This window comes from Bacillus pacificus, assembly GCF_020861345.1.
GTDB lineage: Bacteria > Bacillota > Bacilli > Bacillales > Bacillaceae_G > Bacillus_A > Bacillus_A pacificus.
Genome location: NZ_CP086328.1, coordinates 3,895,421 through 3,908,805 on the forward strand (window position 1 = coordinate 3,895,421; position 13,385 = coordinate 3,908,805).

Here is a 13,385-nt window from a genome sequence, read left to right on the forward strand (position 1 = left end):
TTTTCTCAAAGTTCGACAATCTTCTGCTCGAATTTAACAATTTCTTTATGTTTCATTAAATTAAACGTAACACTACTCCTTTATAGTAGTACTATCAGCACTTATACAGAAAGGGGACTCCAACATGTTAGCAGCTTTCCAGCAACAACAAACACGAAAATTTTCACCTATCACAAATACTTCTGCGTCTTGTTTGAACATACAACCTAATCCACCCAAAATTTCAATTGCTCCTTCTGTTATTCCAGTCATTGGTGTTCATATGGAAAAAAATAAGTTAAAAGTAAGAACGGGACAAAGCACTGGGTTATCAGCTTCTGTTTTGCCCGTGCAAGCAACGAATCAAGAACTTATTTGGACAAATATGAATGCTGATGTTATCACACTGTATCCAAAAGGTGATACAGTAACGATTACTGGAAAAAGTGCAGGTAGAGCAGTCGTAATTGTTACAACTGCTGAAGGAAAATTCAGGGACCTATGTATCATTCATGTACAACCTTATATGACAAACCCAAAGTAAAAGAGTGGCTATGAAGCCACTCTTTTACTTTATTTCAATGTGTAGATTTTTACTTGTAACAAGATTGATAAATTGCTCTTTATCTTTAGGAGAAATAATTTCTGTTTGATGTGTATCGTAAACAATTTCAAGTCGATCAAGTGACAATGCATAGGCTGCTACTGGATTTTTCGTATTTGAAATTTGTTTTATATCTCGTATCAATATGCGCTTTTTCACGAAACCGGATCTAATAGTAATTGTTTCTTCTCCAACAATATATTTTGTTGAAAACCAACTCCACATCAATAAGATAGCTAATGGGATTGTGAAAAACAAAAGAAAATATTCTCTTCCTGCAAATATTGGAGCAAAACACGCTCCAATGACAACGAAAAAAATTGGATATAACCATGCATCTTTTTTTGATAGAAACTCCATTTCCCTCCCCCTTCTACGCCCGTATTTCTATAAAACAAAAAGAGAAGTATCACAACTTCTCTTTTCTCTCTTAACATTATAATTCCTGTGTATAAACAGGCTCGTTTACGACATTTTTTGCTGTTCGTTTTTGTTGCTGCAATAAGAAAACAGATACACCAAACAATACGAGTATGCTACCGATTATTTGCATAGCATTTAATCTTTCCCCAAGTAAGAAGAACGCTAGTATTGACGCTCCAACTGGTTCACCTAAAATACTCATTGAAATTGTTGTTGCATTTACGTAGTTTAATAGCCAGTTATTAATGACGTGCGACACTGTCGGCACGACCGCAAGTAAAAGAAAAATGGTCCAATCCCACTTTGTATAACCTGTAAAAGGCACTTGCAATGTTATATTATAAATCCCCATAAAAATACCTGCGAATGCAAAAACTGTAAAGCTGTAAATCCAGTGTGATACTTTCTTTACTGTCGTTTGGCCGATAAATAAATAACCGACAACTGCTATTACACTTAAAAAAGATAATATATCGCCATAAATTGCTTGTTCACTTAGTCCTAAATCTCCCCAACCAATACACACTACACCTAATATCGCAATTGCCATTGTCGCAATGGCTGAGTATGTTGTTCTTTCTTTAAATAAGAAAAAACCTCCAACTAAAGATACGATCGGCTGAAGTGCTAATATAATCGTCGAACTCGCAACTGTTGTATGCTTTAAAGATTCAAACCATAAAAGAAAATGAAGTGCTAAAAAGAATCCAGACCCAATTAAAAATCCCCAATCTTTTATTTGAATCTTACTAAACTCTTCCCGTTTTTTCAAAACAATAGGCAGCATAAGAAGTACGATAATCCATAATCGATACATACTTAATATGGAAGATGGTGCCGAGGACATCTTTACAAAAACTGCTGCGAATGAAATGGCTATAATGGAAATAGCTAATGGTAGCGCGATTGACCTTTCTTGTTTCAAATTCCGTCTCCCCTCTCACCTGTCAAAAATCCCACTTCATTATATCCGTTTTCTTCCCTAACTTAAATACTAATTTTTTAGATTCTTCGTACCATTATGGTAAAATAGAAACGAAAGCACCTATTAGTGAATATTTCTTTCTTTTTCACTACAAGCGTCGCTCTTACAATCATTACAGTAAATTTTTATTTAGGGGGATCTACATGAATCAAACAATTGGGAGAATTGAAGAGATTTCATTTTATAGTGCATCACTTCAAGAAGATGTTACACTTCTCGTTTACTTACCGGTAAATTACACACCGCTGCACAAACATACAGTGGTCATTGCACAAGATGGAAGAGATTATTTTCAGCTTGGTAAAGCACACCGTGTAATTGAGCGCCTTCGTGAAACTGAAGAAATTGACCGTACAATTATTGTCGGTATTCCATATAAAAATGTACACGATCGTAAAGAAAAATATTTCCCAAACGAAGTAAAAAACGCTGCGTATATTCGTTTCCTTGCTCATGAACTTGCACCATATATCGATGAAAATTATCCAACGTACCAAATGGGAAAAGGTCGTGTGCTAATTGGTGATTCTCTTGGCGGAACAGTTTCCTTTATGACCGCACTTATGTATCCGCATACATTCGGTAAAGTTGTTATGCAATCACCATTTGTGGATGAAACAGTGATGAATTTAGCAAAAGAATTCAAAAATCCGGAGGCGCTAGAACTTTATCACGTCATTGGAACAGAAGAAACAGCTGTAAAGCGCACGGATGGACAAGTATCTGATTTCGTAGGGCCGAACCGTGAGCTTAATACGCTTCTGACAGATAGAAATTTCATTACACATTACGAGGAATTTGAAGGTAATCATACGTGGAAATATTGGCAAACTGATTTACCGAAAGCTTTCTCTCATATGCTATCAATGAAATAATAGAGAGCAGTATTCAGAATAATTTGATATAATAGAGTAAGAGAGGTATTTTCTCAAAATCTAACTAGACTTACAAAGGGAGGAATTGGAACATGAAATTAGGCATTGTAATTTTTCCATCTAAAATGATTCAAGATAAAGCGAACGGATTGCGTAAACGTTATGATCCGCACTACGCATTAGTTCCGCCACATATTACATTGAAAACACCCTTTGAGACGCAAGATGAACAATTAGAATCGATTGTAAACGAGTTACATACAATCGCAAGTAAAACGAACCCTTTCACCCTTCATGTTGGAAAAGTTGGTTCATTCGCACCTGTTAATAATGTTATTTATTTTAAAGTAGAAAAAACACCTGAACTTACTTTCTTAAATGAGGAAATGCATAGCGGATTCTTTACACAAGAACGCGAATACGCTTTTGTACCTCATTTAACAATTGGACAAGGCTTATCAGATGCAGAGCATGCTGATGTACTAGGACGATTACGTATGAAAGATTTCTATTACGAACAACCAATTGACCGCTTCCACCTTCTATATCAATTAGAAAACGGAACATGGACTGTACACGAAACATTCCGCCTTGGAAAGGGGAACAACTAATTTGCATGCACAGATCGTACAAACGGACGAACAACTAAGAGATGCATTCTCTGTACGTAAGCAAGTATTTGTGAAGGAACAGCAAGTTTCTGCCGAAGAAGAGTATGATGAGTTTGAAGAAACTTCCATACACGTTGTTATATATGATAATGATGTTCCCGTTGGTGCTGGACGTTTTCGCACCATTGATGGAATAGGAAAAATGGAACGCATTTGCGTACTAGCTTCCCATCGGAAAAAAGGCATTGGAAAAATTGTTATGGATGCACTTGAAGCATATGCGAAGGAAAACTCGCTACCAAAATTGAAGCTGCATGCTCAAACACATGCCGAAGATTTCTATAAGAAACTTGGATATGTAACGAATTCTGATGTATTTATGGAAGCAAATATTCCTCACATCGTTATGATAAAAGAATTGTAATTTGAAAACAGGAGGTATCCCCTCCTGTTTTTTACATTGCTATTTTCTTTTTCTTCCGCTAAAGTTAAATGTTGATGCTATAGTTTTGAAGGTGAATATATGACACAAGAAAAATTTTCACAAAAATCATTAACGCACGCTGATATTCCACGTGCAACATATCATATTCCAAAAACATCTACCCATTTAATTATGGAAGAAGATGCAGATGCAGCGTATTTTCGCGCTCTCGAACAGCAAAATGTATTTTTAAACGAAAAACAATTAGAAGCCGTACGAACGACAGAAGGACCTGTTCTTACACTGGCTGGTGCCGGAAGCGGGAAAACATCTGTTTTAACGACTCGCGTCGGCTATTTAGTAAATGTAAAACAAGTTCATCCGCGAAATATTTTATTGCTTACATTTACACAAAAAGCGGCTGAAGAAATTCGAAATCGTGTAGCGAATTTACCAGGCATGAATCATGCCGCAAGTAGCTATGTTGTTGCTGGTACGTTCCACTCTGTCTTTTTAAAATTACTTCGTAGTCAAGGATATAATCAGCAAATTTTAGCAAACGAAAAACATAAACAAATTATGATAAAGAAAATTTTAAAAGAATTGCGTTTAAAAGACGATTATGATGCTGAAACGATGCTCGCGATGATTTCACTTGAGAAAAACAAATTAAATCGTCCGAAAGATGTAAAAGCAAAAACACCCGTTGAACAAGAATTTAAAGAAGTATACGAGCGTTTTGAAGAAGTGAAACAACGATATAATTATATTGATTTCGATGACATCTTATTAGAAACATATTATATGTTAGAAAATAACGCTCCTTTGCTTACCCAATTACAACAACGTTTCCACTATATTGAAGTAGATGAGTTCCAAGATACATCGTATGCTCAATATGAAATTGTAAAATTGTTAGCTTCGCCAAGAAATAATTTATTTATCGCAGGTGATGACGATCAAGCTATATACGGTTGGCGAGGGGCAAGTCACCAAATTATTTTATCTTTTCCAAAAGAATTTGATAACACTACGATTATTGCCCTTAATACGAATTATCGATCCAATCCTTTTATCGTCGGACTTGGAAATGAAGTTATCAAACTAAATCAAGAACGGTTTGATAAAGAGCTATATTCTGTTCGTGAAGAAGGTGTACAACCTTTTTATGCAAGACCGGCTACGACTCTTGATGAAGCAAATCAAATTTTGCAGCTCATTCAAGGAAAAGTAGATAGTGGTGAACGAAATTATAAAGATTTTTGTTTGCTGTATCGCACACATTCTGTAAGCCGTTCGTTACTGGATCAGCTTACCATTCATAAAATCCCGTTTATTAAGCACGGTGCGAGTCAGTCATTTTATGAACATTCGTTAATTAAGCCTGTATTGGATCATTTACGACTCGTAATTGAACCGTTTCGATTAGAATCACTTTCAAACATATTGCCAACGATGTATATCGGGCGTGATGATTGTATTTCATTTATTGAACGTGAACAATGGAAATATGGCGAAGGTCGTTTCCCTTCTCTTCTTCATTTCTTATTATTAAATCCGAACTTAAAACCTTTTCAAGTGAAAAAGGTAAATGAGCGTATCGATTTTATTAAATTTATAAAAGAATTAGAACCGAAAAAAGCATTAAAAGAAATTATTCATGGTAAAGGAAAGTATTTAGAGTACTTACAAAGTAACGATCGTTCTTCCTTTACGATGCATAAAGATATACAAGAAGAAATGTTAGAAGAATTAATGGAGTCGGCAAATCGCTTCACCGACATTCCAGCTTATTTACAATTTATTGATGAAGCCATTCAAGGTCAAAAAGAAATGGAAGCATTAAAAACAATGCCGCAAAAAGATGCTGTTTCACTTATGTCTATTCATAACGCAAAAGGCCTTGAATTTCCATGTGTCTTTTTACTCGGAGCGAGCGATGGTATTCTGCCCCATACTTCTTCTTTAAAAGATGCAAATGATCGTGTTACAGAGACTTCTGAAGCTTTAGAAGAAGAACGCCGACTACTTTATGTCGCAATTACACGTGCGAAAGAAGAATTGTACATTTCCTCTCCGCAATTTTTTAGAGGAAAAAAATTAGATATATCTCGCTTTTTGTATACTGTGCGAAAAGATTTACCTGAAAAGACATCCACGAAATAAGGATGTCTTTTTTTATATTGCAATATGTACATCCCTCCTATATAAATTCCCTCTTTTTATCATAAGAATTAACGTAATATCAACCATATCCCACTCATATTGTAATAGTGTATGTCAGAACTCACGAGAAGGAGTGAACATAATGAGCTGCAATTGTAACGAAGATCATCAACATGATTTTGATTTCAACTGTGTATCTAATGTCGTTCGTTTTATACATGAACTACAAGAATGTGCAACGACAACATGCGGATCTGGTTGTGAAGTACCCTTTTTAGGAGCACATAATAGCGCATCAGTAGCAAATACACGTCCTTTTATTTTATACACAAAAGCCGGAACACCATTTGAAGCATTCGCGCCATCTGCAAGCCTTTCTAGCTGCCAATCTCCAATTTTCCGTGTCGAGAGTATAGATGATGATGATTGCGCTGTATTGCGTGTATTAACTGTAGTATTAGGTGATACTTCTCCTGTGCCACCTGGTGACGATCCAATCTGTACGTTTTTGGCTGTACCAAATGCAAGATTAATATCGACCAACACTTGTCTTACTGTTGATTTAAGTTGCTTCTGCGCTATTCAATGCTTACGTGATGTTACGATTTAAAACTAAATAATGAGTTAAGCATGGATTGGGTGGCAGAATTATCTGCCACCCAATCCATGCTTAACGAGTATTATTATGTAAATTTCTTAAAATTGGGAACTTGTCTAGAACATAGAACCTGTCCTTTTCATTAACTGAAAGTAGAAACAGATAAAGGAGTGAAAAACATGTTCTCTTCTGATTGCGAATTTACGAAAATCGATTGTGAGGCGAAACCAGCTAGTACACTACCTGCCTTCGGTTTTGCTTTCAACGCGTCTGCACCTCAGTTCGCTTCATTATTTACACCACTACTATTACCTAGCGTAAGTCCAAACCCAAATATTCCTGTTCCTGTAATAAATGATACAGTAAGTGTCGGAGATGGCATTCGAATTCTACGAGCTGGTATTTATCAAATCAGTTATACATTAACAATTAGTCTTGATAATGTACCTACTGCACCAGAAGCTGGTCGTTTCTTCTTATCATTAGGTACACCGGCTAACATTATTCCTGGATCAGGTACAGCGGTTCGTTCTAACGTTATTGGTACTGGTGAAGTAGACGTATCCAGTGGTGTTATTCTTATTAACTTAAACCCTGGTGACTTAATTCAAATTGTACCAGTCCAGTTAATTGGAACGGTAGACATCCGTGCTGCAGCATTAACAGTTGCACAAATTAGCTAGTAAAAAGCGGTATTTCACCTTTGAAATACCGCTTTTTATGTCTAATAAAAAACACTCACAGTAGCATGAGTGAAGTGACCCCCGAAAACGGGACACCAATCAAAACACCTAAACCACTTGTTCCCTAAATTTTTTAGGGGATAGGTGGTTTAATTTTTCTTGAATTCGCACACAATTGTAGTAATGAATGTATTCTAGCACAATCTTTCGCACAGTTGCGTTGGATACTTTTGTTATCTTTTGTGAATAGAAAGCTTCACTTTTTAAATGACCAAAGAAGCTTTCCATGACGGCATTATCATGGCAATTTCCTCTCCGGGACATGCTGGTGATAATGCCGTTTTCTTTGGCATACGCTTGAAATTCTTTTGCTGTATAAATACTTCCTTGATCTGAGTGAAGAAGGACATCTTTTACTTTTCGCCCTCTCATTGCTTGTTTTAATGTCTTCATCGCTAATGTCAGTGTTTGTGATTCGCTGATGACACAACTAATAATTTCACGATTAAAGGCATCCATAATCGTTGATAAATACAAAGTACGCTCTCCAAATAAGAGATACGTCACATCCGTAAACCATTTTTCATTTGGTCTGGATGCATCGAATTGGCGCTCCAATCGATGAGGGGCTACCATTGGCTCCGCACCATTGATATATTTCTTTTTCTTTCGACGTACTTTTGAAAGAATGTGATTTTGTCTCATGATTCGTAATACTTTTTTATGATTGACACACAGTCCCATTTTACGAAGAGTAGCGGTCACTCTTCGATATCCATACCGGAATTTATGCCTAAGACAAACGTCCTTTATTTTCTCTTCTATACCATCTTTCAAATCTTCCGTTCGTTGTAACCAACGATAAAATGTGGAACGGGGTAATTCTAATACGTTACACAATTCTTTTACCGTTATTTTTGTTTTTACATTTTCCCATAAAGTAACTACAGTTTCTGGTTTCAGCCCCTTTCGATTTCCAGATACTTTCCCCATACAAGTAATTTTGTTTTTAGATGTTTATTTTCTAAACGTAGCTGTTCTAATTCACTGAGCTCTTTTGGTCCTTTTCCATAAGAATATTGTTTTCCTACAGGTTGTTGAAAACGATACGTTTGATCTGTACGATACCATTTCATCCATGTCTTAATTTGGGAAACATTTTTAATTCCGAGTTTCTCCATAATTGTACGATTTGAATAGCCGTCTTTCTTCATTTCAATCACTTTCCACTTTGTTTCTTCTGGGTAATGAACTCTTGTCTTCAAACGAAAAACACCTCCATTGAATTTGCATACTTAGTATGCGAATTCAGGAGGTGTTTTTTTCATGTACCACTATTCGGGTTCACTTCATGAGTGTTTCATTCTTCATAGTGTTTTATTGTATTCTTCTTTTTCCCACAATTGCATCCTTTTTTCTTCACAAATCCTTGTTGTTGCAATTGTTCTTGATATGCCTGTTGTTGTGCATGGTGCTGTTGCTGTATGTTATACCATTGCTGCAGGTCATATGAATTTTGCCTTGGATTATTGCTCACAGCAAACATCTCCTCTACTGTCAATTCTGTCTATTTACTATATGAACAACTCTTTATTTCCGTTCCCTCATTCTTTTAAACTCCGCTTTTTCTCGTATTATGAAAATATATTATTCTCCCATAAAGTATCCTGTAATCGTTTCAATGATTGCTGCTGCTCCTGCAATAGCTAATAACGCAAGTAACGGTTCTGCAACGATAGGGATCCAATTATATAACACTAATAAAAAAGCACTAACCCATACACCTGTACACCAATAACAGCTTAATAATTCGCCAATCCACTTTCTTAATCCTTTACCTTTTACTTTTGTAAAAGTTGATACACTTCCATCCGGCTCCGTAATCTCTAATTCGTCAATAAACGGTCTTCGCAAAAAAGCTGTAATTTTATCATAAACAATTAAACGGGTGAGCCTAAATGCCGCTAACGCGAAAATAAAAAATAAAAGCCAACTTGTAAACAGCATGATTCCACCTTCCCTTATCTTCTTTCGCCTATTTAAAAAAAAAGGTCTTGAGATTGTGACCAAATCTCCTCGACTCCAATATCTTATTAATGTAAATACAAACAAGAAGATAAGGAGTGACATTAATGAGTTGTAACGAAAATAAACACCATAGCTCTTCTCATTGTGTAGTTGACGTTGTAAAATTCATCAATGAACTACAAGATTGTTCTACTACAACGTGTGGGTCTGGTTGTGAAATCCCATTTTTAGGTGCTCACAACACTGCATCAGTAGCAAATACACGCCCTTTTATTTTATACACAAAAGCTGGAACACCATTTGAAGCATTTGCACCATCTGCAAGCCTTTCTAGCTGCCAATCTCCAATTTTCCGTGTGGAAAGTGTAGATGATGATAGCTGTGCTGTACTACGTGTATTAACTGTTGTATTAGGTGACGGTTCTCCTGTACCACCTGGTGATGATCCGATTTGTACGTTTTTAGCTGTACCAAATGCAAGATTAGTATCGACATCTACTTGCATTACTGTTGATTTAAGCTGTTTCTGTGCTATCCAATGCTTACGCGACGTTTCTATCTAATAAGTGAAGTAAACTAAAAAACTATTGGGGTGGTAGAAGATTTCTACCACCTTTACATATTTAAAAGCCGGCCATACTAATCGACTGGATATCATCTATAGACAACTTAATATCTCGCATACTATTTGGCGGCATAATCGCTACAATTCCATTACGATACGATACGATATGATTGATCCAACATATGAGACTGTAGCTGTTTTTATTCTGCACCTTACTTTCGGAATGTAATGAGGGCGATTTAATAAAAAATGAATTTTCTCTTCATTATTCATATCCTTAAATGATTTATTATACGGGACAGTTCTCACTGGTTCTTTCTGTTCTTGTTCCTCTTCTTCTATTTTCTCTTCTACTTGTTGCTCTTCTTGTTCTTCTATTACCTCTTCCACCGCACTACTTACAACATTTTCGTTTCTATTACTTTCCTCTTTTTGATCCTCATTTTCAAAGTTTGTTAAAATAATTCTTTTTATTTTCGGTGCAGCAAGTTCCAAACTTACTTGCGCAATATATAACAACGGTTTTCCAACTGTTGAACTTTTATTTTTATTCTTCACACTCGTCCCTCCCACTTCCATACGTAGCTGAATAAATTGTGTACTATTATAGTTATATTCATCACATGGTAAGAACTTTCGTTAAAAATCGTTCTTTCCAAGAACAAATAAAAAGGACAATCTCAACATGTAGAGATTGTCCTTTAACAGTTCATATTATAATTATCCTAAGATATGATACCCTGAATCAACGTGAATGTTTTCTCCTGTTACGCCGCGTGCTAAATCACTGAATAAGAATACTGCTGTATCCCCAACTTCTTCTGGAGTTGTTGTACGACGAAGTGGTGCGCGCTCCTCAATTTCTCTTAAGATTGAGTTAAAGTCGCCTACACCTTTTGCAGATAACGTACGAATTGGACCTGCAGAAATAGCGTTAACGCGAATGCCATGTTGACCTAAATCGTTCGCTAAATATTTCACGCTCGCTTCTAATGAAGCTTTTGCAACGCCCATAACGTTATAGTTTTTCACAACGCGCTCGCCGCCAAGATATGTTAACGTTAAAATATTTCCGCCTTCTGTCATTACTTTCTTCGCTTCTCTTGCTACAGCTGTTAAGGAGAATGCACTAATATTTTGTGCAAGTAAAAATCCGTCGCGAGAAGTATCTACAAATTCACCTTTTAAGTCGTCACGATTTGCAAAAGCAATACAGTGGGCAACACCGTGAATTATACCAACTTCTTGCTTGATTGTTTCAAAACAAGCGGTAAGCTCTTCATCATTTGTTACATCACAAGGTAATACAAGTGATTCTTGTCCTTCTAATGTATCCGCTAATTCACGAACGTTTCTCTCTAAACGTTCTCCTGCATATGTGAAGATTAATTTTGCACCTGCATTATGCAAAGAGCGAGCAATTCCCCATGCAATACTTCTTTGGTTCGCAACGCCCATAACAACAAATGTTTTCCCTTGTAATAGTTCCATGATATATCCTCCCAGAAATACTTATACTTGTTATTAGTACCTGATACTATAATTATAGTAACATAAAACCTCTTAAAGGCAAACAAAAAAGTCATTAACTTAAAATTGTTAATGACTTTTTGTTTCTATAAAAAAACGCTCTAATCCTTCTTCCCAAGAAGGCATTTGTAAAAAACCATTTAATCGTAGCATGTTATGTTGGAAAATAGAATATTTTGGTCTCGCTGCCGCCGCTCCAAATTCTTCAGTTGAAACCGGTAATACATCCACTTTCATATTTGCATACGAAAATATTTTCTTTGCAAATTCAAACCAAGAACATGATCCTCTATTGGATACGTGATACGTACCGTATAAAGAAGTATGAATGAGCTTATTAATCATTACATTTAAATCCGCCACATACGTAGGAGAACCGATTTGATCCGCTACAACAGATACTTCTTCCCTTTCTTTCCCTAATCGCATCATCGTTTTCACAAAGTTATTTCCATACTTACCATATAACCACGATGTACGAACGATAAAGTATTTATTATGTAACTCTTTGACGAACTGCTCTCCCGCATATTTAGAAGCCCCGTATATATTTATCGGCGCCGGATTATGAAATTCATCGTACCCTTCCGGTCTATCACCTTGAAATACATAATCCGTACTAATATAAACTAACTTCGCCCCCACTAATTGTGAGGCAACTGCTACATTTCGAGCCCCTATTGCATTTATTCTATAAGCAAGATCTCGTTCTTTCTCAGCTTGATCAACCTTCGTATACGCTGCACAATGAATAATGATATGTGGCCTTATTTCTTGTACTACTTGCTGCACTTTGGATATATTTGTGATATCTAGTAACTTTTTATCAAATGGATATATGTCATATTCTTCAGGATTTAACTCTTCTTGTAGTTGCTTTCCCAATTGACCATTTGCTCCTGTTATGATAATCCGTTCTCTCATTTATATGCCCCTTACTTTTTTAATGGTTTCCACCATTCCTCATTCTTCTCATACCATTGCACCGTTTCTTGTAACCCTTGCTCAAACGTATACTTCGGTTCCCAATCAAATTCATTCTTCATTTTCTCTGCATCAATCGCATAACGGCGGTCGTGTCCTAAACGATCTGTCACATATTCAATATCCTTTTCCGTTTTTCCTAAGAGAGTAATAATTTGTTCCACAACATCTATATTTGTTTTTTCATTATTTCCACCTATATTATATACTTCTCCTATACATCCCTTATGCAAAACAACGTCAATCGCACGACAATGATCCGTTACATGTAGCCAATCCCTTACATTTAATCCATCGCCATATAACGGTAATTTTTTTCCTTCGAGCGCATTCGTAACCATTAACGGAATTAATTTTTCAGGATATTGATACGGCCCATAGTTATTGGAACAACGTGTTACGATAACTGGTAATTGATATGTTTTATAATAAGATAAAGCTATCATATCGGCGCTCGCTTTGCTTGAAGAATATGGACTATTTGGAGCTAACGGGGTTTCCTCGGTAAATCGCCCTGTTTTTCCTAAAGAGCCATACACCTCATCCGTTGATACTTGCACGAGTTTAATATGCGGATATTTTTTTACTAATTCTAATAAAGTGACTGTCCCAATTACATTTGTATCATAAAAAGGGATCGGATTTTCAATACTACGGTCCACATGTGATTCAGCTGCGAAATTGACAATGACTTGCACATCACGTTCCTGAATAACATGCTCCAGTAGCTCTCCATTTTGAATTTCCCCTTTTACAAAATAGTAATTCGGGTGATCTTGAATAGACTTTACATTATTTAGGTTTCCACTATATGTTAATGCATCGAAATTAATAATTTTATATGTTTCATAGCTTTGTAACATATAATGCACAAAATTACTTCCAATAAATCCTGCTCCACCTGTTACTAATATATTCATAAACAACTCT

The 13,385-nt window shown here is 36.0% G+C and carries 16 protein-coding genes and 1 pseudogene; 8 read left to right on the top strand and 9 right to left on the bottom strand.

All coding sequences use genetic code 11. From position 1 onward, the window contains the following. The first annotated feature begins 124 nt into the window (after window positions 1-124). Window positions 125-523, top strand: a complete 399-nt coding sequence (locus LMD38_RS20230; protein WP_062822677.1) for an Ig-like domain-containing protein — start codon at window positions 125-127, stop codon at window positions 521-523. Window positions 524-547: 24 nt separating this feature from the next. On the opposite strand, the gene LMD38_RS20235 is transcribed toward LMD38_RS20230, so the two are convergent. Next, entirely contained in the window at window positions 548-943 is a 396-nt protein-coding gene (locus LMD38_RS20235) for a PH domain-containing protein (protein WP_061183190.1), read from the bottom strand. Between the two features lie 76 nt (window positions 944-1,019). Continuing rightward, entirely contained in the window at window positions 1,020-1,931 is a 912-nt protein-coding gene (locus tag LMD38_RS20240) for a DMT family transporter (RefSeq protein ID WP_062822678.1), read from the bottom strand. A 203-nt stretch (window positions 1,932-2,134) separates the two neighbouring features. On the opposite strand from LMD38_RS20240, the gene LMD38_RS20245 reads away from it, so the two are divergent. From LMD38_RS20245 to exsF, 6 genes are all read left to right on the top strand, one after another. Next, on the top strand, window positions 2,135-2,866 hold the full coding sequence (locus LMD38_RS20245; RefSeq protein WP_016716887.1) for an alpha/beta hydrolase: 732 nt from the start codon (window positions 2,135-2,137) through the stop codon (window positions 2,864-2,866). Window positions 2,867-2,958: 92 nt separating this feature from the next. Then, on the top strand, window positions 2,959-3,477 hold the full coding sequence (locus LMD38_RS20250) for a YjcG family protein (protein ID WP_000765876.1): 519 nt from the start codon (window positions 2,959-2,961) through the stop codon (window positions 3,475-3,477). 1 nt (window position 3,478) lies between these two features. Further along, complete coding sequence (locus tag LMD38_RS20255) at window positions 3,479-3,901, top strand: GNAT family N-acetyltransferase (protein WP_000543274.1); 423 nt, start codon at window positions 3,479-3,481, stop codon at window positions 3,899-3,901. Between the two features lie 99 nt (window positions 3,902-4,000). Next, complete coding sequence (locus LMD38_RS20260; RefSeq protein WP_062822679.1) at window positions 4,001-6,067, top strand: ATP-dependent helicase; 2,067 nt, start codon at window positions 4,001-4,003, stop codon at window positions 6,065-6,067. Between the two features lie 142 nt (window positions 6,068-6,209). Then, entirely contained in the window at window positions 6,210-6,677 is a 468-nt protein-coding gene (cotY, locus tag LMD38_RS20265) for a spore coat protein CotY (protein ID WP_001277715.1), read from the top strand. Window positions 6,678-6,844: 167 nt separating this feature from the next. Beyond that, window positions 6,845-7,348 carry an exosporium protein ExsF gene (gene exsF / locus LMD38_RS20270; protein ID WP_061183192.1) on the top strand — a complete coding sequence of 168 codons (504 nt, stop codon included), beginning with the start codon at window positions 6,845-6,847 and terminating at the stop codon, window positions 7,346-7,348. Window positions 7,349-7,456: 108 nt separating this feature from the next. Here exsF and LMD38_RS20275 read toward each other — a convergent pair. From LMD38_RS20275 to LMD38_RS20285, 3 genes are all read right to left on the bottom strand, one after another. Beyond that, window positions 7,457-8,613, bottom strand: a protein-coding gene (locus tag LMD38_RS20275) for an IS3 family transposase (RefSeq protein WP_153019356.1) whose coding sequence is annotated in 2 segments (ribosomal slippage) — window positions 7,457-8,361 and window positions 8,361-8,613 — 1,158 coding nt in all. Because the reading frame shifts where the segments join, the coding sequence is not laid out codon by codon here. 95 nt (window positions 8,614-8,708) lie between these two features. After that, window positions 8,709-8,894, bottom strand: coding sequence for a hypothetical protein (locus LMD38_RS20280; protein ID WP_003266501.1), 186 nt, complete (start codon window positions 8,892-8,894; stop codon window positions 8,709-8,711). A gap of 101 nt (window positions 8,895-8,995) precedes the next feature. Continuing rightward, entirely contained in the window at window positions 8,996-9,355 is a 360-nt protein-coding gene (locus tag LMD38_RS20285) for a DUF1360 domain-containing protein (RefSeq protein WP_000899662.1), read from the bottom strand. Between the two features lie 125 nt (window positions 9,356-9,480). On the opposite strand from LMD38_RS20285, the gene exsY reads away from it, so the two are divergent. Beyond that, the gene (gene exsY, locus LMD38_RS20290; protein WP_016716885.1) at window positions 9,481-9,939 is read left to right on the top strand and encodes an exosporium assembly protein ExsY; all 459 of its coding nucleotides are present in this window, start codon (window positions 9,481-9,483) and stop codon (window positions 9,937-9,939) included. 60 nt (window positions 9,940-9,999) lie between these two features. Here the strand turns inward: exsY and LMD38_RS20295 are convergent. The 4 genes and pseudogenes from LMD38_RS20295 to rfbB all read right to left on the bottom strand — a co-directional run bounded on the left by LMD38_RS20295 (window position 10,000) and on the right by rfbB (window position 13,375). Next, a pseudogene (locus LMD38_RS20295) lies at window positions 10,000-10,520 on the bottom strand (spore coat CotO family protein). Between the two features lie 141 nt (window positions 10,521-10,661). Continuing rightward, window positions 10,662-11,432 (bottom strand): enoyl-ACP reductase FabI, encoded by a 771-nt coding sequence (gene fabI / locus LMD38_RS20300; protein ID WP_061183194.1) that lies wholly within the window; start codon window positions 11,430-11,432, stop codon window positions 10,662-10,664. A gap of 108 nt (window positions 11,433-11,540) precedes the next feature. Next, window positions 11,541-12,395: a dTDP-4-dehydrorhamnose reductase gene (rfbD, locus tag LMD38_RS20305; RefSeq protein WP_061183195.1), complete on the bottom strand. Its 855-nt coding sequence runs from the start codon at window positions 12,393-12,395 to the stop codon at window positions 11,541-11,543. An 11-nt stretch (window positions 12,396-12,406) separates the two neighbouring features. After that, complete coding sequence (rfbB, locus tag LMD38_RS20310) at window positions 12,407-13,375, bottom strand: dTDP-glucose 4,6-dehydratase (protein ID WP_016716882.1); 969 nt, start codon at window positions 13,373-13,375, stop codon at window positions 12,407-12,409. Window positions 13,376-13,385 lie beyond the last annotated feature (10 nt).